Origin of the sequence: Microbispora catharanthi (genome assembly GCF_006334915.2) — a bacterium.
Classification (GTDB): domain Bacteria; phylum Actinomycetota; class Actinomycetes; order Streptosporangiales; family Streptosporangiaceae; genus Microbispora; species Microbispora catharanthi.
Window position 1 is genome coordinate 64,784 of the sequence record NZ_VDMA02000029.1, and the last position, 23,829, is coordinate 88,612.

Annotated in this window: 24 protein-coding genes; 14 read left to right on the forward strand and 10 right to left on the reverse strand. The window is 72.4% G+C overall.

The genetic code is table 11. The features are described from left to right. Nucleotides 1-131 precede the first annotated feature (131 nt). The 4 genes from FH610_RS37235 to FH610_RS37250 are packed head-to-tail and all read left to right on the forward strand — an operon-like array spanning nt 132 to nt 3,515. Nucleotides 132-1,055 (forward strand): metal ABC transporter substrate-binding protein, encoded by a 924-nt coding sequence (locus tag FH610_RS37235; protein WP_205826344.1) that lies wholly within the window; start codon nt 132-134, stop codon nt 1,053-1,055. Beyond that, on the forward strand, nt 1,052-1,813 hold the full coding sequence (locus FH610_RS37240) for a metal ABC transporter ATP-binding protein (protein WP_139579931.1): 762 nt from the start codon (nt 1,052-1,054) through the stop codon (nt 1,811-1,813). Before FH610_RS37235 ends, FH610_RS37240 begins: the two co-directional genes overlap by 4 nt. Next, nucleotides 1,810-2,691: a metal ABC transporter permease gene (locus FH610_RS37245; protein WP_139579932.1), complete on the forward strand. Its 882-nt coding sequence runs from the start codon at nt 1,810-1,812 to the stop codon at nt 2,689-2,691. Before FH610_RS37240 ends, FH610_RS37245 begins: the two co-directional genes overlap by 4 nt. Beyond that, nucleotides 2,688-3,515, forward strand: a complete 828-nt coding sequence (locus tag FH610_RS37250; protein ID WP_139579933.1) for a metal ABC transporter permease — start codon at nt 2,688-2,690, stop codon at nt 3,513-3,515. The genes FH610_RS37245 and FH610_RS37250 overlap by 4 nt, the downstream gene beginning before the upstream one ends. Nucleotides 3,516-3,518: 3 nt before the next feature. Here the strand turns inward: FH610_RS37250 and FH610_RS37255 are convergent, their stop codons facing one another. The 3 genes from FH610_RS37255 to FH610_RS37265 all read right to left on the reverse strand — a co-directional run bounded on the left by FH610_RS37255 (nt 3,519) and on the right by FH610_RS37265 (nt 5,921). After that, entirely contained in the window at nt 3,519-4,700 is a 1,182-nt protein-coding gene (locus tag FH610_RS37255; RefSeq protein ID WP_139579934.1) for a zinc-dependent alcohol dehydrogenase, read from the reverse strand. Nucleotides 4,701-4,750: 50 nt separating this feature from the next. Next, nucleotides 4,751-5,026 (reverse strand): isoamylase early set domain-containing protein, encoded by a 276-nt coding sequence (locus tag FH610_RS37260; protein ID WP_139579935.1) that lies wholly within the window; start codon nt 5,024-5,026, stop codon nt 4,751-4,753. A gap of 76 nt (nt 5,027-5,102) precedes the next feature. Continuing rightward, nucleotides 5,103-5,921 carry an SAM-dependent methyltransferase gene (locus FH610_RS37265; RefSeq protein ID WP_205826345.1) on the reverse strand — a complete coding sequence of 273 codons (819 nt, stop codon included), beginning with the start codon at nt 5,919-5,921 and terminating at the stop codon, nt 5,103-5,105. 172 nt (nt 5,922-6,093) lie between these two features. Here FH610_RS37265 and FH610_RS37270 point away from each other — a divergent pair, with 172 nt between their 5' ends. After that, nucleotides 6,094-7,083 carry a zinc-binding dehydrogenase gene (locus FH610_RS37270; protein WP_139579936.1) on the forward strand — a complete coding sequence of 330 codons (990 nt, stop codon included), beginning with the start codon at nt 6,094-6,096 and terminating at the stop codon, nt 7,081-7,083. A gap of 6 nt (nt 7,084-7,089) precedes the next feature. On the opposite strand, the gene FH610_RS37275 is transcribed toward FH610_RS37270, so the two are convergent. The 3 genes from FH610_RS37275 to FH610_RS37280 all read right to left on the reverse strand — a co-directional run bounded on the left by FH610_RS37275 (nt 7,090) and on the right by FH610_RS37280 (nt 8,779). Continuing rightward, nucleotides 7,090-8,148 (reverse strand): sulfite oxidase, encoded by a 1,059-nt coding sequence (locus FH610_RS37275; protein WP_139579937.1) that lies wholly within the window; start codon nt 8,146-8,148, stop codon nt 7,090-7,092. A gap of 36 nt (nt 8,149-8,184) precedes the next feature. Then, nucleotides 8,185-8,349, reverse strand: coding sequence for a hypothetical protein (locus FH610_RS43110; protein WP_161628180.1), 165 nt, complete (start codon nt 8,347-8,349; stop codon nt 8,185-8,187). Between the two features lie 94 nt (nt 8,350-8,443). After that, on the reverse strand, nt 8,444-8,779 hold the full coding sequence (locus FH610_RS37280) for an ArsR/SmtB family transcription factor (protein ID WP_139579938.1): 336 nt from the start codon (nt 8,777-8,779) through the stop codon (nt 8,444-8,446). A 92-nt stretch (nt 8,780-8,871) separates the two neighbouring features. On the opposite strand from FH610_RS37280, the gene FH610_RS37285 reads away from it, so the two are divergent. The 3 genes from FH610_RS37285 to FH610_RS37295 are packed head-to-tail and all read left to right on the forward strand — an operon-like array spanning nt 8,872 to nt 11,723. Continuing rightward, nucleotides 8,872-9,969 carry an NADH:flavin oxidoreductase/NADH oxidase gene (locus FH610_RS37285; protein ID WP_139579939.1) on the forward strand — a complete coding sequence of 366 codons (1,098 nt, stop codon included), beginning with the start codon at nt 8,872-8,874 and terminating at the stop codon, nt 9,967-9,969. A 29-nt stretch (nt 9,970-9,998) separates the two neighbouring features. Continuing rightward, the gene (locus FH610_RS37290) at nt 9,999-10,964 is read left to right on the forward strand and encodes an LLM class F420-dependent oxidoreductase (RefSeq protein ID WP_139579940.1); all 966 of its coding nucleotides are present in this window, start codon (nt 9,999-10,001) and stop codon (nt 10,962-10,964) included. 45 nt (nt 10,965-11,009) lie between these two features. Then, nucleotides 11,010-11,723 (forward strand): dienelactone hydrolase family protein, encoded by a 714-nt coding sequence (locus FH610_RS37295; RefSeq protein WP_139579941.1) that lies wholly within the window; start codon nt 11,010-11,012, stop codon nt 11,721-11,723. Here FH610_RS37295 and FH610_RS37300 read toward each other — a convergent pair. Further along, nucleotides 11,705-12,664, reverse strand: coding sequence for a sulfite exporter TauE/SafE family protein (locus FH610_RS37300; RefSeq protein ID WP_240809421.1), 960 nt, complete (start codon nt 12,662-12,664; stop codon nt 11,705-11,707). The genes FH610_RS37295 and FH610_RS37300 overlap by 19 nt on opposite strands. Nucleotides 12,665-12,948: 284 nt before the next feature. Here FH610_RS37300 and FH610_RS37305 point away from each other — a divergent pair, with 284 nt between their 5' ends. The 6 genes from FH610_RS37305 to hypF all read left to right on the forward strand — a co-directional run bounded on the left by FH610_RS37305 (nt 12,949) and on the right by hypF (nt 21,285). Next, nucleotides 12,949-13,890: an ROK family protein gene (locus FH610_RS37305; RefSeq protein ID WP_240809422.1), complete on the forward strand. Its 942-nt coding sequence runs from the start codon at nt 12,949-12,951 to the stop codon at nt 13,888-13,890. Nucleotides 13,891-13,924: 34 nt separating this feature from the next. Next, nucleotides 13,925-15,895 (forward strand): cellulase family glycosylhydrolase, encoded by a 1,971-nt coding sequence (locus FH610_RS37310; RefSeq protein WP_139579942.1) that lies wholly within the window; start codon nt 13,925-13,927, stop codon nt 15,893-15,895. Between the two features lie 139 nt (nt 15,896-16,034). Continuing rightward, nucleotides 16,035-17,627, forward strand: a complete 1,593-nt coding sequence (locus FH610_RS37315) for a PP2C family protein-serine/threonine phosphatase (protein WP_139579943.1) — start codon at nt 16,035-16,037, stop codon at nt 17,625-17,627. Beyond that, complete coding sequence (locus FH610_RS37320) at nt 17,627-18,688, forward strand: cobalamin B12-binding domain-containing protein (protein ID WP_139579987.1); 1,062 nt, start codon at nt 17,627-17,629, stop codon at nt 18,686-18,688. The genes FH610_RS37315 and FH610_RS37320 overlap by 1 nt, the downstream gene beginning before the upstream one ends. Next, nucleotides 18,688-19,014, forward strand: coding sequence for an STAS domain-containing protein (locus FH610_RS37325; protein WP_139579944.1), 327 nt, complete (start codon nt 18,688-18,690; stop codon nt 19,012-19,014). The genes FH610_RS37320 and FH610_RS37325 overlap by 1 nt, the downstream gene beginning before the upstream one ends. A gap of 12 nt (nt 19,015-19,026) precedes the next feature. Further along, nucleotides 19,027-21,285, forward strand: a complete 2,259-nt coding sequence (hypF, locus tag FH610_RS37330) for a carbamoyltransferase HypF (protein ID WP_139579945.1) — start codon at nt 19,027-19,029, stop codon at nt 21,283-21,285. Here hypF and FH610_RS37335 read toward each other — a convergent pair. From FH610_RS37335 to hypD, 3 genes are read right to left on the reverse strand one after another with little or no spacing between them, the layout of a single operon-like run. Next, on the reverse strand, nt 21,282-21,605 hold the full coding sequence (locus FH610_RS37335; protein ID WP_139579946.1) for a hypothetical protein: 324 nt from the start codon (nt 21,603-21,605) through the stop codon (nt 21,282-21,284). The two genes, hypF and FH610_RS37335, sit on opposite strands and share 4 nt — an antisense overlap. 18 nt (nt 21,606-21,623) lie before the next feature. Next, nucleotides 21,624-22,706, reverse strand: a complete 1,083-nt coding sequence (gene hypE / locus FH610_RS37340) for a hydrogenase expression/formation protein HypE (RefSeq protein WP_139579947.1) — start codon at nt 22,704-22,706, stop codon at nt 21,624-21,626. Next, nucleotides 22,703-23,827 (reverse strand): hydrogenase formation protein HypD, encoded by a 1,125-nt coding sequence (gene hypD, locus FH610_RS37345; RefSeq protein WP_139579948.1) that lies wholly within the window; start codon nt 23,825-23,827, stop codon nt 22,703-22,705. The genes hypE and hypD overlap by 4 nt, the downstream gene beginning before the upstream one ends. Between the last annotated feature and the right edge of the window lie 2 nt (nt 23,828-23,829).

The window sequence follows — 23,829 nt, forward strand, 5'->3', positions numbered from 1 at the left end:
GCCCTCGTGTTCCAGGTCGTGATCGCCAGGCCGAAGTGTCCTAAGTTGACAATGATTTTCATTTGCGAGACATTTGGAAGGGATGTTTCCCCTGATGCACTGACTTTGATATGCCGACTCGAGGATTCGTCGTGCTCTCGCCGCTCGCCCGTACGTTGTCGTCCGCCGCCCTGCTCGTGCTGTTCGCCGCCGGGTGCGGCGGCGGAGACAAGCCCCCTTCCCCCTCCGATCCGGCCCAGCCGCTGAAGGTGGTGGCGACCACCACGCAGGTGGCCGACTTCGCCCGCAACGTCGGCGGCGACCGGGTCAGCGTCCACCAGTTGCTCAAGCCGAACGTCGATCCCCACGACTACGAGCCGTCCCCGGCGGACATGCAGGCCATCGCCGAGGCCGACGTGCTCGTCAAGAACGGGGTGGACCTGGAGAAATGGCTGGACGAGACGATCTCGGCCGCCGGTTTCGACGGGCCGGTCGTCGACGCCTCCCAGGGCGTACGGATCCGCAACGGCGATCCGCACATCTGGCACAACCCGCTGAACGTCAAGACGATGGCCGCCACGATCGAGAAGGGGTTCGCCGCCGCCGATCCTGGCGACGCCGCGGCCTACCAGGCCAACCGGGTGGCGTACGACGCGAAACTGGACGCGCTCGACGGCGAGATCGCCAAGAAGATCGAGTCGGTCCCGGCCGACCGGCGCAAGCTCGTGACCAACCACGACGCCTTCGGCTACTACCTCGACCGTTACAAGCTGACGTTCGTCGGCTCGATCATCCCGAGCTTCGACACCTCGGCCGAGTTGTCCGCCAAGCAGGTGTCCGACCTCGTCGCCAAGATCAAGGCGACCGGGGTGGCCGCCATCTTCTCGGAGGCGTCGCTGCCGCCCAAGACGGCCGAGGCGATCGGCCGCGAGGCCGGAGTGACCGTCGTGGCCGGAGAGGACGCGCTGTACGGCGACTCGCTGGGCCCCGAGGGGTCGGCCGGTGCGACCTACCTGCAGATGGAGGAGCACAATACCGACACCATCGTCAACGCGTTGAGGGGGACCGCCGCATGAGTGAGCGCGCGCCGACCCTGGTGCTCGACCGGGCGAGCGTGGCCTACGGCGACGTCCCGGTCCTGGAAGAACTCGACGGCGTCGTCCACGAGGGCGAGGCCGTGGCGCTGATCGGTCCGAACGGCGCCGGGAAGTCCACGCTCATCAAGGCGCTGCTCGGCCTGGTGCCGGTCGTGCGCGGCCGGATCGAGGTGCTGGGCCGGCCCCCGGCGCAGGCCCGCCGCGACGTCGCCTACGTGCCGCAGGCCGACACGCTCGACCCGGACTTCCCGGTGTCGGTCGAGCAGGTGGTGATGATGGGCCGCTACCGGCGGATCGGCTGGCTGCGCCGCCCCTCCGCCGCCGACCGGGCCGAGGTGGCCGACGCCCTGGAGCGGGTCGGGCTGGCCGGGCGGGCCCGCGACCGGTTCGGCACGCTGTCGGGCGGGCAGCGCCAGCGGGTGCTGCTGGCCAGGGCCATCGCCGCCAAGCCGCGGATGCTGCTGCTCGACGAGCCGTTCAACGGCGTGGACGCGGTCAGCCAGCACGCGTTGCTGGAGGCGATCGGCTCGCTGAAGGCGCAGGGCGCCTCCGTCGTCGTCAGCACCCACGACCTCGCCATCGCGCACCTCGCCTGCGACGAGGTGTGCCTGCTCAACCGGCACCAGTTCGGGTTCGGCCCGACCGGCGACGTGCTGACGCCCGAGCGGCTGCGCGCGACGTACGGCGGGCACGCGCTCGAACTGCGCGGCGACCGCGTGATCGTGACCCAGACATGATTCTCTTCGAACCCTTCCACCTGCCGTTCATGGCCCGCGCGCTGGTCGAACTGGTCGTCCTCGGCGCGCTCGCGGGCACGGTCGGCGTGCTGGTGCTGCTGCGCCGGCTCGCCTTCGTCAGCGACACCCTGACGCACACCGTCTTTCCCGGAGTGGTCATCGGCCACCTCATGGCCGGAGACGGCGGCATCTTCTGGGGTGCGCTGGCCGCAGGAGTCGTCACGGCCGTCCTGCTCACGCTGCTCACCCAGCGCCGCCGGGTCAGCGAGGACGCCGCGCTCGCCATGCTGCTGACCACGCTGTTCGCGGTCGGCGTGGTGCTGGTGTCGCGGCAGACCGGCTTCACCTCCGACCTCACCGCGTTCCTGTTCGGGCGGGTGCTGACGGTCACCGAGGCGCAGCTCGCGCAGACCGCCGTCGTGACGGTCGTGGTCGTGGCGTTGCTGGCGGTGCTGCGGCGGCCGCTGCTGCTGCGCGCCTTCGACCCCGAGGGCGCCCAGGCGGCCGGTGTGCGCGTGGGCCTGCTCGACCTCGTGCTGAACATCGCGGTCGCGCTGGTCGTCGTGGCCGCCGTCAAGGCGGTCGGCACGGTTCTCGTGATCGCGCTGCTCATCGTGCCGGCCGCGGCGGCGCGCAGCCTGTCGGACCGGCTCGCGGTCATCGTGCCGCTGGCCTGCCTCGTCGGCGCGGCCGCCGGGTGGCTCGGGCTCGTCGTGAGCTACGAGGCGTCGGTCGGATACGGCGTCAGGCTCGCCTCCGGCGCGACCGTGGTGCTCGTCCTGGTGGCGATGTACGGCCTGGCCCACGCCGCCGGGTTCGTCCGCAGGAAGGCGGGGCTGAGCCGGGCCCGCCGCCGCTCGGTCCTGGAGGCGGCGTGAACTGGCTCGACTCCACCGTCCACCGGGCCCTCGTCGAGGCCGTCCTGGTCGGCGCGCTGGGAGGGGTGGTCGGGGTCTTCGTGATCGCGCGGCGGCTGCCGTTCTTCACGATGGCTCTCACGCACGCGACGTTCCCCGGCATCGTCGTCGCCGCCCTGCTCGGGGTGAACCTCTACCTCGGCGGCGGGCTGTTCGGGCTGCTGGTGGTCGCCGCCGTCCTCGTGTTCGGCCGGGGCCGGGGGCAGGACTTCACCACAGCGACCGGCATCGCGCTGTCGGGCGGCTTCGCGCTCGGCGTGGTGCTGGTGTCGGCCCAGGACGGCTTCACCAAGGACCTGGCGGCCTACACGGTGGGCGACGTCCTCGCCGTCGGCACGGGCGACCTGGTGGCGACCACCGCCGTCGCCGCGGGCGTGCTGCTCCTGCTCGCCCTGGTGGGCAAGGAACTGCTGCTCGCGGCGTTCGACCCGGTGGGGGCGGCGGCGCTCGGGCTGCCCACCGTGCTGCTGGACTTCGCGCTGCTCGCGGTCGTCGAGGTGACGGTGGTCGCCACCGTGCCCGCGCTGGGGACGATCCTCGCCGTGGCGCTGATCGTGGGCCCGGCCGCGACCGCCCGCCTGCTCACAGACAGGCTCGCGCCGCTGTTCCCGCTCGCCGCCGCGATCGGGGTCGCGTGCGCCCTCGCGGGCGTGTGGGTCTCCACGCAGTGGAACGTCGCGACCGGGGCCTCCATCGCCCTGTTCGTGGGCCTGGTGTTCGGGGCGGTCTTCCTCGGCACCGCCGTACGCGGCCGGGTCAGGCGGGCCGCGGCCGTCAGGGCTTGATCGTCAGGGCTTGAGCAGCACCTTGATCGCGCCGTCCTCCTTCTTCTGGAAGATCTCGTAGCCGTGCGGGGCCTGGTCGAGCGGCAGGCGGTGGGTCGCCAGGTCCTCGACCCCCAGGGGATCGCCGTCGCCGGTGAGGAGCGGCATGAGATCGTCCACCCACCGCTTTACGTGGGCCTGGCCCATCCTGAGCGTGACGCCCTTGTCGAACAGCTGCAGCATGGGCATGGGGTCGGTCATCCCGCCGTACACACCGCTGATCGAGATCGTGCCGCCGCGGCGTACGGTCTCGATGGCGTCCTGCAGGGCGGCGAGCCGGTCGAGGCCGGCGCGGGTCATCATGGCGGCGGCGGCCTTGTCGGGCAGCATCCCGGTGACCGTCTGGGCGAGCTTGCCCACGGTGTAGCCGTGCGCCTCCATGCCGACGGCGTCGATGACCGAGTCGGTGCCCCGGCCTCCGGTCATCGACCGGATCGCCTCGGGCACCTCGTCGGTCTCGTTTCCGTCGATCACCTCGATGCCGTGCCGCCGGGCCATCTCCAGGCGTTCGGGGACGATGTCCACGCCGATCACCCGGTAGCCGCGGTGGCGTGCGATGCGGGCGGACATCTGCCCGATCGGGCCGAGGCCGAAGACCGTGACGCTGCCGCCGTCGGGCACCTCGGCCCACTCGACGGCCTGCCAGGAGGTGGGCAGCACGTCGGAGAGGTAGACGAACCTCTCATCCGGCGGCCCGTCCGGCACCTTGATCGGCCCGAAGTGCGCCTGCGGGACACGCAGGTATTGCGCCTGGCCGCCGGGCACCTCGCCGTACAGCTTCGTGTAGCCGAAGAGCGCGGCGCCCGTGTCGTACTCACGGACCTGGGTGGTCTCACACTGGGCGTACAACGCGCGGTCGCACATGTAGCAGTGGCCGCACGAGATGTTGAACGGGATCACGACGCGGTCGCCGGGGGAGATGTGGGTGACCTCCGCGCCGACCTCCTCGACGATGCCCATCGGCTCGTGGCCGAGGACGTCGCCCTCGCCGATGAACGGGCCGAGCACCTCGTAGAGGTGCAGGTCGGAGCCGCAGATCGCGGTCGTGGTGACCCGGATGATCGCGTCGGTGGGTTCCTTGATGGCCGGGTCGGGGACCTCCTCCACCCGTACGTCGCGCTTGCCGTGCCAGGTAACTGCCTTCATGGTCTCCCCGTATGCCCTGCTTCCGGCGGGAGAAACGGTGTCCCTGTCTGTCAGAGGTGCAGCACGCTGCCCTGGTCGTCCACCTGGTCGGCGTTGTCGTCGTCGAACCACACGCCGCCCGTCGCGAGGTAGCGGAACCGGTGCGCGCCCGGCGGGAGGATCACCGACACGGTGCGGGTGCCGTTCCTGCGCCGCAGCAGTTCGTGGCGGCCGGGCAGCCACTCGTTGAAGTCGCCCACCACGCTGACCGTCCCCGAGGGCTCGTCAACGGGCAGGGTGAAAGTGATTCGGGTCTTCCGCCCGAACAGCCTGGTGCGCTTGAGCATGCCGCATAGCCTGGCGTATCACACCTAAAGGAAGAAACAAGTACACACAGGACGTAACACAATATTCACGGCCTTTTCAGAGCGCGTGCCCGACCCCGCAGAGGAACCACGTGGGCAGGTGGCGGCGGGCCTGCCGGGCGAGCAGGTTCTCGTCGTCGGGCCGCCAGTCGTCGAGCGGGACGAGCCCCGGTTCGATGAGCTGGAAACCGTCGAACAGCTCGTGGATCTGCTCGCGGCTCCGCAGCGTGATACCGCTGCTGGCCTGCCGGTAGACGGCCGCCCCCTCGCGGGCGTCGCCGGCCCGTTCCTCGTCGGTGACGTGCGACAGCACGAGGTGGCTTCCCGGGGCGACGGACTCCCTGAGGCGGGCCACGAGCTCGGTCGGCTTGTCGTCGTCGGAGAGGAAGTGCACCACGGCCACGAGCAGGATCGCGACCGGCTCCGCGAGGTCGATCACCGACCGCAGCTCCGGCTCGGCCAGGATCTCCTCGGGGCGCCGCAGGTCCCCCTGCACGGTGACGGTGGTGGCGGCGGTGCCCGACAGCAGGGCCCGGGAGTGCGCGAGCACGACCGGGTCGTTGTCCACGTACGCCACCCGGACGCCGGGGTCCATCTCGTGTGCCACCTCGTGGACGCTGCCCTCGGTCGGCAGCCCGGTGCCAATGTCGACGAACTGCCGGATCCCGGCCTCGGCCACCAGGTGGCGTACGGCCCGGCGCAGGAAGGCGCGGTTGCGGCGGGCGAGCGCGGGAGCCTCGGGTGCGACCTGCATGACCCGCTCGGCGGCTTCCCGGTCGGCCGCGAAATTGTCCTTTCCGCCGAGAAAGTAGTTGTACATGCGCGCGGGATTGGGGACGCGCGCATCGATACCGGGTGGCGGCGCGTCATCAGCCACGCAACATCTCCTCACTCACGGTAGTAAAGAGGACTTGGTGCGAGCATAAGGGCCGCCGGGAAAAAACCCAACGAAGAACGCCATAACTCTGTGACTCCACCTATCGGGCCGCGTGAGACCTAGGACCATCGCCCGATGTGGGGGCGTGGCTCGGAGCTCTATAACGGGACACATGTACGCCATTCGACTTCACGCCTTCGGCCCCGCCGAGAATCTCGTCTACGAGGAGGTCGAGGATCCCGAGCCGGGGCCCGGCCAGGTCCGCCTGGCCGTAAGGGCGGCCGGGGTGCACCTGGTCGACACCACGTTGCGGGCCGGGAAGTACGCCGGCGGCCCGATCCCCGTCCCCGACCTGCCCACGATCCCCGGCCGGGAGGTCGCCGGGGTCGTCGACGCCGTCGGCCCCGGGGCCGATCCCGGCCTGGTCGGCAGGCGGGTGGTGACCCACCTCGGCATGGCTCCCGGCGGCTATGCCGAACTGGCCGTACGGGACGCCTCGGCGATCCACGAGATCCCGGAGGGCCTCGGGTACGGCGAGGCGGTGGCGATGATCGGCACCGGCCGGACGACCATGGGCATCCTCGACGTCGCGGAGATCCGGGCGGACGACGTCGTCCTGGTGACGGCGGCGGCCGGAGGCATCGGCAACCTGCTCGTGCAGGCGGCGGCGAGGGCCGGCGCCACGGTCGTCGGGCTCGCGGGCGGCGAGGAGAAGACCCGCCGGGTGCTGACGCTGGGGGCACACCACGCCGTCGACTACACCGCTCCGGGCTGGCCCGACGAGGTGAGGGCGATCCTCGGCGACCGGGAGGTCACGCTGGCGCTCGACGGCGTCGGCGGGGACCTCGGGCGGACGACCCTGGAGTTGCTCGGGGTCGGCGGCAGGATCGTGCTGTTCGGCTGGGCGGACGCGCAGGGCGGCCCGACCGCGCTGACCACGGAGGACCTGTACGCGCGCGGCATCACCGCGGCGGTGGCGGTCGGCCCCCGGGTGCTGAAGCGGCCGGGTGGCCTGCGGGGCCTGGAGGAGCGGGCGCTGGCGGCCGCGGGGTCGGGCGCGCTGGTCCCGCTGGTGCAGAGCTTCCCGCTCAAGGACGCCGCCGCCGCGCACGCCGCCCTGGAGACCCGCGCGACCACGGGCAAGGTGGTGCTCGTCCCCTGAGCCCCGTCAGGCCACGAGCACGGGGTGGGGGAGCACCGAGTTGTGGCAGTAGCCGAGGTCGTTCCAGGGGGTGGCCTCGGGCTGGGAGCGGCCGTGCTCGTCGGTGGCCCGCACCCGCACGACATGCGCGCCGGGGGAGGGATCCCAGGGGAACCGCCAGCGGGTCCAGACGCTCGCGAGGCCGGGCCCGTCGAGGGCGGCAGGCCGCCATGGGCCGTCGTCGATCCGGTAGTCGACGGCGGCGACGCGGTCCTCCCCGGCGTACGCCCGGCCGCGGATCGTCTGCGGGCCCGGGTGCAGTCGCCCGGGCCAGGGCAGCTCGACCAGACTCGCGACCGGCGTGGAGGTGATCGGCACAGCCGGCCGGCCGGGGGCGAGGATCACGTAGTCCTCGGTGTTCCACGGCACGCGCAGCGGCCGGTCGGACACCTCGATCCGGCCCACCCACTTGATGCTCGCCGCGCCGAGCCAGCCGGAGACCACCACGCGGGCGGGGAAGCCGTGGTCGGGCGGCAGGATCTCGCCGTTCATGGCGAGCACGAGCAGGGTGTCGGGGGCCAGGGCCTTGGCGAGGGGCATCGGGCGGCGCCCGCGCGCCTCGTCGAGCCCTTCGGGCATGACCTCGACGGCGGCGTCCGTCAGGCCCGCCGGTTCGAGCAGGTCGCGCAGCGGGATCCCGGTCCACTCGGCGGTCGCGATCGCGCCGCGGCCCCATTGCACCCCGCCGAAGCGGTGGTCGTGCTCCGCGCCGAAGAGGGCGCGCCGGTTGCCCGCGCACTCCAGGGTGCGGACGACGGACACGAGCGGGAACCGGCGCCACAGGTCGTCGTAGGTGTACCGGACGGTGCGGCGCACACCGCCGCCCTCGACGCGCAGCGTCCAGGTTCTCGCGTCGAGACGGGGGGTCGGGGCGTGGTTGCGGACGAAGAAACGGTCAAGGGGAGTGAGCAGTCCCGGCAGGCGGTCGGGCCGGGTGCCGTAGTCGAGGCCGGTGCCCGCGTCCTCCATGAGGGCGGCGATGACCGGCTTCACCACCGCCGTGCGGATGTCGCGTGTCGCACGCATCGGCCCTTCCCTTCCGGACCGACGCGGTGACGGCCGTCAGCCCAGGTCGTGGCTCGCCCTCTGGGCCTGACGCTGCGCCCAGGACGCGAGGCGCGACCAGCGCCGGGCCGCGACCAGGCGGCTGGCGACGCGTGCGTTGTCGGCCTCGCGGTGCAACTCGGTGATGCGCTCGGTGGCCAGGGAGTAGTCGTAGAACATCATTACCGTCCAGGTCGCCGTTGTAACCGTCTTAAATTTCTTTGGCAGTTACCAAGGTACGGCAAAGGGGAGTAACTGGTCAACTCAATTTGGGCAGTTACGAGAGCCTGGCCCGCTGGGCGTCGTACGCGGTGACCACGGTGTCGAGCAGGCCGGGGAAGAGGGCGTCGAGGTCCTCGTGGCGCAGGGAGCTCATCTTCGCCGTCCCCCGGTAGACCTGCCTGATCACGCCCGCCTCGCGGAGCACCCGGAAGTGATGGGTGGTCGTCGACTTGCTGACCGCGAGGTCGATCGCCGAGCAGGAGGACTCGCCGCCGGCGGCCAGGAAGCACACAACCTGCAGGCGTACGGGGTCGGAGAGCGCGTGCAGCACGTCCTCCAGCCGGATCTCGGACCGGTCCGGATGGTCGAGCGTCCGGGGCTGAGGGGTCATCGGGGCCTCCTCTTGTACGAAGGTCTTCGTAGTTTGACAGATGCCATACTACGACAGCTATCGTACAAGGGTCCCGATGAGAGGAGCGCGGCGTGAGCGCGTTGTTCGAGCCCCTGACCCTGCGGAACCTGACCATTCCCAACCGCGTCTGGATGTCGCCGATGTGCCAGTACAGCGCGGCGGTGGAGGGGCCGGGGCAGGGCGTGCCCACCGACTGGCATCTCACCCATCTCGGCTCCCGGGCGGTGGGCGGGGCCGGGCTGATCATGGTCGAGGCCACCGCCGTGTCCCCCGAGGGCCGGATCAGCCCCGCCGACCTCGGCCTGTGGAACGAGCGCCAACAAGCACAGTTCGGCCGCATCACCCGGTTCCTCGCCGAGCACGGCGCGGTGCCCGGCATCCAGCTCGCCCACGCCGGGCGCAAGGCGTCCACCGACCGTCCGTGGCGCGGCGGCGCGCCGGTCGGCCCCGATGACCACGGCTGGCGGCCGGTCGCGCCCAGCCCGATCCCGTTCGACGAGGGCCACCCGGTGCCGCACGAGCTGAGCGAGGCGGACATCCGGCGGCTGGTGGACGGCTTCGCGGCGGCCGCGCGCCGCGCGCTCGCGGCCGGCTTCCGGGTGGTGGAGATCCACGGCGCCCACGGCTACCTGATCCACGAGTTCCTGTCGCCGTTCAGCAACCGGCGCACCGACGCGTACGGCGGCTCCTTCGCCGGCCGCGCCCGCTTCGCGCTGGAGGTGGTCGACGCGGTGCGCGCCGAGTGGCCGGACGAGCTGCCGGTGTTCTTCCGGGTCTCGGCCACCGACTGGCTGAGCGAGAACCCCGAGGACCCCCGCGAGGGCTGGACGGCCGACGACACCGTGCGGCTGGCCAAGGAGCTGCTCGCCCACGGAGTGGACCTGCTCGACGTCTCGACGGGCGGCAACGCGCCGAAGGCCCGGATCCCCGTGGAGCCGGGATATCAGGTGCCGTTCGCGGCCCGGGTGAAGGCGGAGACCGATCTGCCCACGTCGGCCGTCGGCCTCATCACCGAGCCGCGCCAGGCGGAGGAGATCGTCGCCTCCGGGCGGGCCGACGCGGTGATGCTCGGCCGTGAGCTGCTGCGCACCCCCTACTGGCCGAACCTCGCGGCGCGCGAGCTGGGGGCGGTTGGGCGCCGGCCCGACCAGTACCACCGCGCCGTCTGACCGGCGCGGACATGGGTAGGGGTGGCCGTATGGCAGAGATCGGTTTCACCCTGATGTGCGAGCAGACGCCCGCGAAGGAGCTGGTGGAGGACGCGGTCACCGCCGAGCGCGTGGGCTTCGACTACGCGGTCATCTCCGACCACTACTTCCCGTGGCTGGAGGAGATGGGCCACTCTCCGTACGCCTGGTCGGTGCTGGGCGCGGCGGCGCAGGCCACCGAACGGCTGCCGCTGATGACATACGTGACATGCCCGATCATGCGCTACCACCCGGCGGTGGTGGCGCAGAAGGCGGCCACGATGGGAGTGCTCAGCGACGGCCGCTTCACCCTCGGCGTGGGCGCGGGCGAGAACCTGAACGAGCACGTGGTGGGGCACGGCTGGCCGCCGGTCAACACCCGGCACGAGATGTTCCGCGAGGCCATCGAGGTCATCAAGGAGCTCTTCCAGGGCGGTTACCGCAACTACCGCGGCGAGTACTTCGACATCGACTCGGCCCGGCTGTTCGACCTGCCGGAACGGCCGGTGCCCATCGCGGTCGCCGCGTCCGGCGAGCAGTCGGTGGACATCGCGGCCGAGCTCGGCGACGGCCTCGTGGCGACCGACCCGGACGGGTCGCTGGTGGAGAAGTTCGCCGCGTCCGGCGGCGAGGGCAAGCCCGTCTACGGCCAGCTGGCCGTCTGCTACGACCCCGACAAGGACGCCGCGGTCGAGCGGGCGCACCGCCTGTGGCGCTGGTCGGTGGCAGGCTGGAAGGTCATGTCGGAGCTGCCCGCACCGGTCAACTTCGCCGCCGCGACCGAGACCGTACGGCCGGAGGACGTGGCGGAGAAGGTGCCCTGTGGCGCGGACGTCGGCGCCGTGGTCGAGGCCGTGCGGCAGTACACCGAGGCCGGCTTCACCCACCTCGCGCTCGTGCAGGTCGGACGGGAGCGCCAGCGGGAGTTCTTCGAGTGGTCGGAGAAGGAGCTCCTTCCCGCGCTGCGCGACCTGTAGGACGAGACGCGTATGATCGCCGTCGGCACGCGGATGGGAGGAACGATGCCCGAGCGCACGCAGACGGTGACGGTCGCGGACGGCGGCTTCGACCTGCGCCTGTGGATTCCGGAGCGGGGGAGCGGCCCGGGGCTGCTGCTGATCCCGGAGATCTGGGGCGTGAGCGACTACATCAGGGCGGTCGCCGCCGACCTCGCCGAGCTCGGTTACGTCGTGGGCGTGCCGGACCTGTTCTGGCGGCTGCGCCCCGGCTGGGCAGCCGCGCACGACGAGGAGGGGCTGCGCGCCTCGCTGGAGCTGTCGGCGGACTTCGACCCGGAGAAGGGGGCGGACGACTGCGCCGCCGCGCTGGCCGCGCTCGCGGCGCGGCCCGAGGTGACGGGCGGGACCGGCGCCCTGGGCTTCTGCCTCGGGGGCTCGCTGGCCTACGCGGTCGCCGCCCGCGCCGGCGGGAGCGACCTGTCGGCCGTGGTGTCCTTCTACGGCTCGGCCGTGCCGGACGCGCCGCAGCTGATGGGCGACGTCCGCTGCCCGATCCAGTTCCACTTCGGCGGCCGTGACCCCTACATCCCCCGCGACAGGGTGGCGGTCGTGGAGGACGCGGCGGCCGGACGGCCGAACGTGGAGGTCCACGTCCAGGAGGAGGCCGGCCACGCCTTCCACAACTTCTTCGCGCCGATGTTCCACAATCCGGAGGCGGGCCGTACGGCGTGGGGGCTGGCCATGGACTTCCTGCGCCGTCACCTCCCGGCGGCCTGAGCCTCCCGCCTCCAGGGGAGCGCGGGCAGGCCGCACCGCACACGCAGGACCATCCAGAAGGCCGGGGCGAGCAGCAGCACGGCGACCAGCGCCCAGACGGTCTGGGTGTTGCCGACGCCGAACATCTTCAGCGCCGACGCGAGCAGCACGAACGCCAGGACGCGGCGGATCAGCCCGCCGGGGGCGCGCGAGGAGATCCGCGAGCCGAGGTAGACGCCGGGGATGGAGCCCACCAGCAGCGCGACCGTGACCGACAGCGTGAACTCGCCGAAGAGCAGGTGTCCGAGCGCGGCCGACATGACGAGCGGCACGGCCTGGACCAGGTCGGTCCCGACGAGCTGGTTGGCCTTCAACGCGGGGTAGAGCGCCAGCAGGGCCACGATGATCAGAGAGCCTGAGCCGACCGAGGTGAGGCCGACCACCAGCCCGCCGACGGCCCCCACCAGCGCGGTCGGCAGCGGCCGCACGGTGACGGAGGGCATCTCGGTCGCGGCCGGTTCGCCGGGGGCGGCGGTGCGGCGGCCGGTCGCGGGGGTGCGGCCCTCGGCGCGGTCGCGCATCGCGAGGTAGCCGCGTACGGCCAGACCCCCGGCCGCGATGAGCAGGGCGATGCCGAGGCCCTTCTGAATCACCTCCTGCACGGCCTCGCCCTTGCCCAGGGCGCGGGCGACGAGCACTCCGCAGAACGCCGCGGGGACCGAGCCCGCGCACAGCCAGGCGACGAGCCGCAGGTTGACCGTCCCCCGGCGCAGGTGCACGAGGCTGCCCACCGGTTTCATGACGGCGGCGGCGACGAGGTCGCTGGAGACGGCGGCGAGGGGCGGCACGCCGAAGAACGTCACGAGCATGGGCGTCATCAGGGCGCCGCCGCCCATGCCGGTGAGGCCGACGACGACGGCGACCAGGAACGAGCCGATCGCCATGGTGTAGTCGAAATGCACCCGCTAACCCTACCTAACCCATCGGAATTATGGATACCCCCTGTCGTGGTGAACCTTTCTCCACTGAACCGGTTCGGCCGATCCGTCGCGGCGTACCCCGCGACGGGCTGCTCACCCGTGCCTGGCTGCGCTTTCTCGCCCCGGTCGGGACTCGTGAAGGTCGCGGGGGGATCACGCCGATGATCGCCCGTTGACGTGGTGGTCGCGCACCGAATACCTTGGCCGGACCTTATCCGGTTAAGTGGCGCGTTCGTCAGGCACGAGGCGGGAGTCAGCGTGGTTGAGTGGCCGGGGACCCGGCGATGACCGTCCTCGCGGTGGACATCGGCGGCACGAAGTTCGCGGCCGCGGCCGTCGCGCCCGACGGCGAGATGCTGGCCCGCGCCGAGGTGCCGCTGCGCGGCCCGGGATCGGCCGATCGGACGCTGTCGGAGGTCGTGGGCCGGATCACCGAGCGCGTGCCGCCCGCCCGCCTCGACGGGATCGGGGTCGGCTCGGCCGGGCCGCTCGACCCGGGCAGGGGCACCGTCAGCCCGGTGAACATCCCGGCCTGGCGCGAGTTCCCGCTGGTGGACACGCTCGGCGAGGTGCTGCCCGGCCGGCCGGTACGGCTCGCGGGCGACGGCCAATGCATGGCGCTCGGGGAGTGGTGGCGCGGCCTGAGCGAGGACGGTGCGGCGCGGAGCCGGGCCATGCTCGGCATGGTGGTCTCCACCGGTGTCGGCGGGGGCTTCGTCCTCGACGGCGTGCCGTACGTCGGCCCGACCGGCAACGCCGGGCACATCGGCCACATCACGGTCGATCCCGGCGGCGAGCCGTGCCCCTGCGGCGGCGTCGGCTGCGTCGAGACCATCGCGAGCGGGCCCGGCATGGTCCGGTGGGCCGCCGCGAACGGCTGGACCGGTGAGGACGCGCGGGCGCTGGCCGCCGACGCCCGGGCCGGGCACCCCACCGCCACACTCGCCTTCCGGCGCGCGGCCGGCGCGCTGGCCACCGCCGTGCTCACGGCGTCCGCCCTGTTCGACCTCGACCACGTCGTCATCGGAGGGGGCGTGGCCGCTGCGGGGCCGATCCTGTTCGACCCGCTCAGGCAGGCGATCGAGAGGAACGCCGGGCTCGGCTTCCTGCGGCGCCTGCGGGTGGACCCGACCTCCCTGGGCCGCGACGCCGGACTGTTCGGCGCCGCCGCCCTCGTCCTGTTGCAGGACGACGACCCGGGCACCTGACCGGCCCGGGCCTCCCCGACCACAAGGAGCGTCGATGAGAGGACTGCGTACGGCTGCCGTGTTGGCCGCCGTGCTCGCGGGGCTGACGGCCGCGCCGGCCACGGCGAGCGCCGCGACCGGGGATTCCGGCTTCGTCAAACGCGTGGGCGCCCACCTCACGCTGAACGGCAAGCCCTTCCGCTTCGCCGGGGCCAACAACTACTACCTGATGTACAAGTCGCACGCGATGGTGGACGACGTGTTCGCCCGCGCGAAGGCCGCCGACCTGTCCGTGATCCGCAACTGGGGGTCGCTGGACATCGGCGACCAGGACGGGTCCGACTCCATCCAGGGCAAGGCGGACGGCGTCTACTTCCACTACTGGGATGGGACCGGACCCGCCTACAACGACGGGGCGGACGGCCTGGAGCACCTCGACTACGTGCTGTGGAAGGCCAGGCAGTCCGGGATCAAGCTGGTCATCCCGTTCGTCAACAACTGGAACGCCTACGGCGGCATGGACCAGTACGTCCGCTGGGCCAAGGGCCAGTATCACGACGACTTCTACACGAACCCGACGATCAAGGGCTGGTTCAAGGACTGGATCAGCCACCTGCTCAACCGGGTCAACACGCTGACCGGCGTCGCCTACAAGGACGACCCCACGATCATGGCCTGGGAGCTGGCCAACGAACCCCGGTGCAAGGGGTCGGGCAACTACCCGACCTCGCCCGGCTGCACCACGGCCACCGTCACGGCCTGGGCGGACGAGATGTCCCGGCACATCAAGTCGGTGGACGCCAGGCACCTGGTGGGCGCGGGTGACGAGGGCTTCTACTGCACCGATCCCGGTGGCTCCGACTGGACCGACAACTGCGGCGAGGGCGTGGACACCGTCGCACTGGCGAAGCTGCCGAAGATGGACCTGATGTCCCTGCACCTCTATCCGGACGGATGGGGCAAGGACGCCGCCTGGGGGACGACCTGGATCAAGAAGCACCTCGCCGACGGCCGCAGGATCGGCAAACCGGTGATGCTCGGCGAGTTCGGCCTGCTGAGCAAGGCCGAGCGCAACCCCGTCTACCGGGAGTGGACGGACGCGTTCGTGTCCGGCGGCGGCGCGGGCTTCCTGTACTGGCTGATCGCGGGCACGCAGGACGACGGCACGCTCTATCCCGACTACGACGGCTTCACCGTCTACTGCCCCGGCCCGGTGTGCACGACGATCACCAACGCCTCGGCGGCGATCCGCGGCAGGCCGCCGCTCTTCCCGCCGGTGGCCGACGACGACACGGCCGTCACGACCTTCGGCACGCCGGTCACGGTGGACGCCACCGCCAACGACATCGCGTACCTCTCCAGGATCAGGCCGGAGACGCTCGACCTCGACCCGGCCACGGCGGGCCGCCAGGCGAGCCTGACGGTGACCGGCGGCACGTTCACCGCCGACGCGTCGGGGACGGTCGCCTTCACCCCCGCGGAGGGCTTCAGCGGCCGGGCCACGGCGACCTACCGGGTGCGTGACAGCCTGCTGCGGTGGTCCGGCACCGCCACGATCACGGTGACCGTCAAGCCTGACCCGGGCGCGGCGATCAGGCTGTTCTCCTTCGAGGACGGCGTGCAGGGCTGGGCGCCCGGCAACTGGCAGAGCGACGCCGGCGCGGTCGCCCAGTCCGCCGAGTGGGCCACCGACGGCACCCACGGGCTGCGGGTGGACGCGACCGGCGGCGGCTGGTTCGGCGCGGCCTTCCCCGAGCCCGTCGATCTGTCGGCCAAGGGCACGCTGAAGTACGACATCAGGACGGGGGCCGCGGGCACCTCGACCAGTGTCGCGCTGCAGACCGGCTCCGGCTGGGCCTGGTGCCAGTCCACCTGGGGCTGGCAGAACCAGGACGGCACGGGGACGGTGGAGATCGACCTCACCTCGGCGATGTCCTGCACGACGGAGGACCTCAAGGACGTGCGTGGCATGTTCGTCTGGGTGAGCCCCGGCACCTTCCACATCGACAACATCCGGGCCGAGTAGGGGGCGGAGCGGGCCCCGGCGCGGCGCGCCGGGGCCGGAACACGACCCCGGCCCGTCGTCAGGCTGTCGATTTTGGGACAAAGGTAGTCTGGAGCGACGAACAGGAATCGGGGGGCGCGGCCATGACGGGAACGCACGGGTGAAAGGCGCCGCAGGTTCGGCCGACCTGGTCCCCGACCTCGTGGCGGCGCTGCTCGAAGGCAGCGGCGAGGGCATCGTGCTGTGCGACGCGGACGGCGTCGTGACGCTGGCCAACGCGGCGGCGGCCCGCCTGGTGCCGGGGGTCGAGCCGTGCCTGCCCGCACCCGCGCCGCTCGACTCCGTCCCGTCGGCCCCCGAGGGCCGGACCGTGATCCACGGCGGCCGGGCGATCCGGATTCGCGCAAAGGCGGTCAGCGGCGGCCGGCTCGCCTGGTATCTCACCGACCTGAGCGCGGCGCGGCGCACCGAGTTCCTGCTGGAGGCCGGCCGCCGCCTGTCCGCCTCGCTCAACCCGCACCGGTGCGCCCGGGCCGCGACGGAGCTGGGCGCCGAATTCCTGTCCGACATGGCGATCGTGCTGCTGCCGCCCACCTCCCGCCGCCGGATGGAGTGGGTGCGCGCCGTCTCCGGCCGGTACGGCCCGGAGGAGGGCGCCCTGCCGGCCGCAGCGGCGGCGGAGGTGCCCGGCCTGACCGACGCGCTCGCGGGCCTGCGGCACGGCGTCGCAGGACAACAGGACCCGGGCGGCGCGCCGGACTGGCTGCTGCCGGAGGGGTTCGGTCCGGCCGGCCACCTGCTGGTGCTCCCGCTGCCCGGCAACGGCGTGCCCGCCGGGGCGATCGCGCTCGCCCGCCGCGCCGGACGGCCGCCGTTCGACGACGACGACCAGATGATGGCGCGCGACCTCGCCACCCGGGCCGGCGCCGCGATCTCGGCGGCATCCCTGTTCCGGGAGCAGAGCACGATCAACGCCATCCTCACCGGCGACCTGCTGCCGCCCGAGCTGCCGGAGATCGAGGGCATGCGGGTGGCCGGTCGGCTGCGGGCCTCGCAGCAGGCGGGCGCCATCGGCGGCGACTTCTACGACGTCTACCTGCCCGACGCGGCGCCCGACAGCGGGATCGTGGAGCGGCCGCCGCTGGTCATCCTGGGCGACGTCTGCGGCAAGGGCGCCCGCGCGGCGGTCCTGGCCGGCCAGGTCCGTCACAGCCTGCGCACGCTGCTGCTGCTGGAAAGCCGTCCCGACCGGCTGCTCGAACTGCTCAACCGGTCGCTGCTCGCCTCCCCGTCGCCGAACTCCTTCGTCACGATGATCCTCGCCGCGCTGCGGACCGCACCCGGAGATCATGTGCTGGTCGACCTGGCCGTGGCCGGGCACCCGGCGCCGCTGGTCCTGCGCCGGGACGGCACGGTGGAGGAGGTCGCCGTCCGGGGTTCCATCCTCGGCGCGTTGAAGAAGATCAGCCTGTGGCCCGTCACACTCGACCTGGCGCCCGGCGAGGTGTGCCTGCTGTACAGCGACGGCATCACCGAGGCGTTCGGCGGCCCGAGCGGCCGGGAGATGTTCGGCGAGGAACGGCTGAGGGAGGCGCTGGCGACCTGCGCCGGAATGCCGGTCGAGGCCCTGGTGGAGCGGCTGGAGCAGCTCAGCACCGAGTGGCTGGGCGGCGGCCCGGGCGGCGGCGGGCAGCAGGACGACCGCGCCCTGCTCGCCGTACGCGCGGGGACGGGACGGACGGAGACATCGTGATGAGTCAGGACCTGGAGGCCGCCACCGGGCGCTACCTGGACCTGATCGGCCGGGCCGACGAGTACGGCGCGGTCGACCTGGTCCTGGGCCTGATCGACGAGGGCGTCCCCGCCGAGGACGTGCTGCTGCGGATCGTCGCCCCGGGCCAGCGCCGGGTGGGCGAGCTGTGGGCGTCGAACGAGTGGTCGGTGGCGCGCGAGCACGGAGCGACCGCGGTCAGCGAGCGCGTGGTGGCCGCCGTCAGCGGGCGCGTCCGGCCCACGGCGACCCGCGGCCGGGTGGCCGTCGCCTGCGCCGACGGCGAGTATCACGCGCTGCCCACCCGCATCATGGCGGAGGTGCTTCGGCTGCGGGGATGGCACGTCGACTTCCTGGGGGCCAGCGTGCCCGGCCCGCACCTGATCACGCACCTGCACCAGACGGGGCCCGAGGTGGTCGCGCTCGGCTGCACGCTGCCGACCCGGCTGCCCCGCGCGCACGCCACCATCGCGGCCTGCCAGGCCGTGGGCATCCCCGTGCTCGCCGGTGGGGCCGGGTTCGGCGTCGACGGCCGCTTCGCCCGCCTGCTCGGCGCGGACGCGTGGGCGCCCACCGCCGACGCGGCGGCCGACCGGCTCGCCGCCGGGCTGCCGTCCTTCCCCGCCGCCCACGACGGCCACGGCGACGCCGCGGTTCATTTCGGTGGCGAGGAGTACGCGTACCTGACCCGGCACCGCGCCGACCTGCTGGCCCGCGTCATGGACACGCTCAAGGAGGCGTACGCCCCGATGGGCGGCTACAGCGCGCGGCAACTGGAGCACACCGCCGAGGATCTCGGTTATATCGCCGACTTCCTGATCGCCGCGTTGTACGTCCACGACGCCGCGCTGTTCACCGATTTCGTCACCTGGACCTGCCAGGTGCTGGCGGCCAGGAAGGTGCCTGCGGAGTCCGTCGTGCTCGGGCTGCGTGTTTTCCATGACGTACTGACAGACTGCCCCCACGCCCGGGCGCTGCTGAACGAGGGCGTCGCCGCGGCACGGACGTGCTGTGCGGATCAGCGAACAGAGACGAGCGTCTGATGCAGGACACGCCCCCGTTGCAGGTCGAGTCGCTCACTCCCGAGCCCGGCGCGGCCCGCCTGGTGATGACCGGCGAGCTCGACTACACCACCGCGCAGGACGCGTCCGCCGAGGTGGCCAAGACGCTCGCAGAAGGCGTCGACGTGCTCGAATTCGACCTGGCGGGGCTGAACTTCATCGACTCATCCGGCATGGCCGTCGTGATGAACGCCTACAGTGACGCGGAGGAGCGCGGGACGGCCTTCCGGATCGTCGCCCTCACCCCCTACCTGCGCCATCTGATCGAGGTCGTCGCCCTCGACGACGTGCTCGACCTGCCCGGCTGAGACAATGGGCAGGTGAGCAGGCGTGCCGTCGCCGTCCGGGTCGAGGGGATCGTGCAGGGGGTCGGCTTCCGGCCCTTCGTGTACGGCCTGGCCATGCGGCTCGGCCTCGCCGGGCTGGTCGGCAACGACGAGCGCGGAGTCTTCATCGAGGTCGAGGGCGGCAGCGCGCTGGTCGAGGAGTTCCTCGCCGCGCTGACCGGCGACCCGCCGCCGCTGGCGGTCATCGAGCGGATCAGCACGGGCCCCGCGCCCGTCACCGGCCGCAGGACCTTCGTGATCGCGCCGAGCGCGGCCGGCGGGGACCGGCACGCGCTCGTCTCGCCGGACACGGCGACCTGCGACGCCTGCCTGCGCGACCTGACCGACCCGGCCGACCGCAGGTGCGGCTACGCCTTCACCAACTGCACCGGCTGCGGCCCGCGCTTCACCATCGTCCGCGACGTGCCCTACGACCGGGCCAACACGACGATGGCCGGTTTCCCGATGTGCGCGGACTGCGCCCGGGAATACCACGACCCCGCCGACCGGCGCTTCCACGCCCAGCCCGTGTGCTGCCCCGCCTGCGGGCCCTCGCTGCGCTTCGCCGGCCCCGTCGGCGGCGGCGACCCGCTGGAGCGGGCCGTGCGGCTGCTGCGGGAGGGCGGCGTGCTGGCGGTCAAGGGACTCGGCGGCTATCACCTGGCTGCGCTCGCGGCGGACGAGCCCGCCGTGGCGGCGCTGCGATCCCGCAAGCATCGCGAGGACAAGCCCTTCGCGGTGATGGCGGGCGACGCGGCCGCGGTGCGGCGGCTGTGCGTGGTGGACCCGGCCGAGGAGCGCCTGCTGACCGGTTGCGCCCGCCCCGTCGTGCTGCTGCGGCGCCTGCCTGGCGCGTCCGTCGCGCCGTCCGTAGCGCCGGGCAACCGGTGGCTGGGCGTGCTGCTGCCCTACACCCCGCTGCACCATCTGCTGCTCCGGGCGCTGGGCCGGCCCATCGTGCTGACCAGCGGCAACGTCTCCGACGAGCCCATCGCCTACCGGGACGACGACGCTCTGGAACGGCTCGGCGGCATCGCCGACGCCTTCCTCACCCACGACCGCCCCATCCACATCCGTACGGACGACTCGGTCGTACGGGTCTTCCGGGGCCGCGACCTGCCGATCAGGCGGTCGCGGGGATACGTGCCGCACCCGCTGCCGCTCGCCCGGGCGGCCCGCCGGCCCGTGCTCGCCTGCGGCGCCGAGCTGAAGCACACGTTCTGCCTGGTCAAGGATGACCGTGCGTTCGTCTCCCACCACATCGGCGACCTGGAGAACTACGAGACCCTGCGGTCGTTCACCGAGGGCGTCGAGCACTTCCGGCGGCTGTTCGACATCACGCCCGAGGTGGTCGCCCACGACCTGCACCCCGAATATCTGTCCACGAAGTGGGCCCTCGATCAGGACGCGGACCTCATCGGCGTGCAGCACCACCACGCCCACGTCGCCTCCTGCCTGGCGGACAACGGCGTCGCCGGGCCGGTCGCAGGAGTGGCCTTCGACGGCCTCGGCTACGGCTCGGACGGCACGTTGTGGGGCGGCGAGTTCCTCGTCGCCGACCTGGCCGGCTTCGAACGGGCGGGCCACCTGACGCCGGTGCCGATGCCCGGGGGCGCGACCGCGATCCGACAGCCCTGGCGCATGGCGGCCGCCTACCTCGATCTCGCCTACGACGGAGACGTCCCCGAGGACCTGGACGTCGTACGCCGCAACGCCGGGCAGTGGGCGGCCGTCGTCGCGCTGGCCCGCCGGGGCGGGAACGCGCCCCCCACCTCCAGCATGGGCCGCCTGTTCGACGCGGTGGCGGCGATCGCGGGCGTCCGCGACACGATCACCTACGAGGGCCAGGCGGCGGTCGAGTTCGAGCAGCTCGCCGACCCCGCGGTGGACGACGCCTATCCCTGCGGCCTCGTTTCCTCGGGCACGCGGTTCGCCGTCCCGGGCGCGGAGCTGGTCCGCGCGGTCGCCGACGACCTGCGCGCGGGTGTCCCGCGCGACGTCGTCGCCGCGCGGTTCCACAACGCGGTGGCCGGGATCGTGGCCGCCGGATGCGCGTGGATCCGTCACGCCACGGGCCTGTCCACGGTGGCCCTGTCGGGCGGCGTGTTCCAGAACCTGCTGCTGCTCGGCCGGGCCGTGACCCTGCTGGAGGAGCGCGGCTTCACGGTGCTCACCCACCACCGCGTCCCCCCGAACGACGGCGGCGTCAGCCTCGGTCAGGCCGCCGTCGCCGCCGCCCGCGACACGACCTAGCCGCCCTGGTCGCCCGCGGGCAGCGGCGGGCTCTCCTCGTCGATGGGCCCCTCCGGTGCGATGCCGGTGGAGTCCTCGAGGGTCGAGCGGCCGTGCGGACGGTCGGTCTTGCCCTTCACGCCCGCCTGGTCACGGCCGGGTTCCTGCTTCTGCTTGGCGAGCTCCTCACCGCCCCGGGTGAGCGTCTCGCCCGCGGTCACGCCCGTCTCCTCCTCGGCGGACGGCTTCCGCCCGGGTCCGGGCTCGCCCGCGGCCTCCGGCCGGAACGCCAGGTCGCCCGCCCGCTTGGCCTCGGTGTCCGGTCGTTCGGTTTCACTCATGATGAAGTCACCTCCCGGTCAGCAGATCCGCGGCAGCGGGTCGCCGACCAGCACGTCGATGATCCGGGTGCCGCCGAAGGCGGTCTTCAGCAGCACCAGGCCCGGGGGATCGTCCCGGACGCGGCCGACGATCGCGGCGCCCGCGCCGAGCGGGTGGCCCCGCAGCGCGGCGAGCGCGGATTCGGCCGCGTCCCCGTCCACGACCGCGACCATCCGGCCCTCGCAGGCGACGTAGAGCGGGTCGATGCCCAGCAGCTCACAGGCCCCGCGTACGGGCGGCCGTACGGGCACGGCGTCCTCCTCGACCACGACGGCGACGCCGGCGGCGCGGGCGATCTCGTTCAGTATCGTCGCGACGCCGCCCCGGGTCGCGTCCCGCAGGCACCGAACTTCCTCGCCGACAGCGGCCTGGAGGGCGGCGACCAGGCCGTTGAGGGGAGCGGTGTCCGACGTCACGTCGGCCTCGATGTCCAGCTCGCCCCGCGCCAGCATGATCGTGACACCGTGCTCGCCGACCGGGCCGGACACGAGGACGGCGTCACCGGGACGGGCGTGTGCGACGCCGAGGCGCGCGTCCCGCTCCAGCAGTCCCACGCCGGCCGTGGTGACGTAGCAGCCGTCGGCCTTGCCGCGCTGCACCACCTTGGTGTCCCCGGTCACGATCGACACCTCCGCCGCCGCGGCGGCCCGCGCCATCGACGCGCTGATGCGCCGCAGGTCCTCGACCGGGAACCCCTCCTCGAGGACGAAGCCGGCCGACAGGTACAGCGGCCGGGCCCCGCACACCGACAGGTCGTTCACGGTCCCGTTGACGGCGAGGTCGCCGATGTCGCCGCCGGGGAAGAACAGCGGGGAGACCACGTAGGAGTCGGTCGTGAACGCGAGCCGCGCGCCGCCCGCGCCGAACACCGCGCCGTCCTCCAACGGCTCGAGCAGCGGGTTGCGGAACGCGTCGAGGAAGACCGCCTCGATCAGGGTCTGGGTCGCCTTGCCGCCGGCGCCGTGGGCCATCGTGATGCGCTCCTCGCGCACGCGGGCCTTCCGCTGCCGGGCGCGGTCGATGCGTTCGAGAACCTGCTGCTCACGGGTCGTCTCTGTCACCGGGTCGCCTCCCTCACCCGCTGGCGGGAGAACCGGCCGAAGTTGTAATAGGCCGCGCAGGCGCCCTCGGACGACACCATGCAGGTGCCGATCGGCGTCTCCGGCGTGCAGGCCGTGCCGAACACCTTGCACTCCCACGGCTTGAGCACGCCCTTGAGCACCTCGCCGCACTGGCAGGCCTTGGGGTCGGCCACCCGGTTGCCGGGTATGTCGAACAGCCGCTCCGCGTCGTACGCCGCGTACTTCTCGCGCATCCGCAGCGCCGAGTGGGAGATGAAGCCCAGGCCGCGCCACTCGAAGTAGGGCCGCAGCTCCATCACCTCGTTGACGGCCCGCAGGGCACGGATGTTGCCCGCCCACGGTACGACCCGGGCGTACTGGTTCTCGACCTCCGACCGGCCCTCGGCGAGCTGGAGCAGCAGCATGTAGACCGACTGGAGGATGTCCAGCGGCTCGAAGCCCGCCACGACCAGCGGCTTGCCGTAGCCGCGGGCGATGAACTCGTACGGCCGGCAGCCGATGATCGTGGAGACGTGGCCGGGCCCGATGAAGCCGTCGAGACGCAGGTCGGGCGAGTCCAGGATCGCCTTGATCGCGGGAATGATCGTCACGTGGTTGCAGAAGACCGAGAAGTTCCGCACGCCCTCGGCCGCCGCGCGCAGCACGGTCATGGCGGTCGACGGCGCGGTGGTCTCGAACCCGATGGCCATGAAGACCACCTGGCGGTCCGGTTCGCGCCGGGCGATCTTCAGGGCGTCGAGCGGCGAGTAGACCATGCGGATGTCGGCGCCCTGGGCCGTGGAGTCGAAGAACGACCCGCGCCCGCCCGGCACCCGCATCATGTCCCCGAACGACGTCATGATCACGTCCGGCCGTTCCGCGATGTGGATCGCGTCGTCCACGCGGCCCATCGGGATCACGCAGACCGGGCATCCGGGGCCGTGCACCAGCGTGATCGTCTCGGGCAGGTAGTCCTCCAGCCCGTGCTTGTAGATGGTGTGGGTGTGGCCGCCGCACACCTCCATGAACTTGTAGGCCCGGCCCGGCTCGCACAGGCTCGCGATCCTGGCGGACAGCGCCCGCGCCTTGTCCGCGTCGCGGTACTCGTCGACGAAGCGCATGG

Excerpts from the sequence above, each read along its gene's own strand:
- FH610_RS37240 (WP_139579931.1), top strand. The coding sequence starts at position 1,052 with ATGAGTGAGCGCGCGCCGACCCTGGTGCTCGACCGGGCGAGCGTGGCC.
- FH610_RS37245 (WP_139579932.1), top strand. The coding sequence starts at position 1,810 with ATGATTCTCTTCGAACCCTTCCACCTGCCGTTCATGGCCCGCGCGCTG.
- FH610_RS37255 (WP_139579934.1), bottom strand. The coding sequence starts at position 4,700 with ATGAAGGCAGTTACCTGGCACGGCAAGCGCGACGTACGGGTGGAGGAG.
- FH610_RS37260 (WP_139579935.1), bottom strand. The coding sequence starts at position 5,026 with ATGCTCAAGCGCACCAGGCTGTTCGGGCGGAAGACCCGAATCACTTTC.
- FH610_RS37270 (WP_139579936.1), top strand. The coding sequence starts at position 6,094 with ATGTACGCCATTCGACTTCACGCCTTCGGCCCCGCCGAGAATCTCGTC.
- FH610_RS37275 (WP_139579937.1), bottom strand. The coding sequence starts at position 8,148 with ATGCGTGCGACACGCGACATCCGCACGGCGGTGGTGAAGCCGGTCATC.
- FH610_RS43110 (WP_161628180.1), bottom strand. The coding sequence starts at position 8,349 with ATGATGTTCTACGACTACTCCCTGGCCACCGAGCGCATCACCGAGTTG.
- FH610_RS37280 (WP_139579938.1), bottom strand. The coding sequence starts at position 8,779 with ATGACCCCTCAGCCCCGGACGCTCGACCATCCGGACCGGTCCGAGATC.
- FH610_RS37290 (WP_139579940.1), top strand. The coding sequence starts at position 9,999 with ATGGCAGAGATCGGTTTCACCCTGATGTGCGAGCAGACGCCCGCGAAG.
- FH610_RS37295 (WP_139579941.1), top strand. The coding sequence starts at position 11,010 with ATGCCCGAGCGCACGCAGACGGTGACGGTCGCGGACGGCGGCTTCGAC.
- FH610_RS37310 (WP_139579942.1), top strand. The coding sequence starts at position 13,925 with ATGAGAGGACTGCGTACGGCTGCCGTGTTGGCCGCCGTGCTCGCGGGG.
- FH610_RS37320 (WP_139579987.1), top strand. The coding sequence starts at position 17,627 with ATGAGTCAGGACCTGGAGGCCGCCACCGGGCGCTACCTGGACCTGATC.
- FH610_RS37325 (WP_139579944.1), top strand. The coding sequence starts at position 18,688 with ATGCAGGACACGCCCCCGTTGCAGGTCGAGTCGCTCACTCCCGAGCCC.
- FH610_RS37335 (WP_139579946.1), bottom strand. The coding sequence starts at position 21,605 with ATGAGTGAAACCGAACGACCGGACACCGAGGCCAAGCGGGCGGGCGAC.
- hypD (WP_139579948.1), bottom strand. The coding sequence starts at position 23,827 with ATGCGCTTCGTCGACGAGTACCGCGACGCGGACAAGGCGCGGGCGCTG.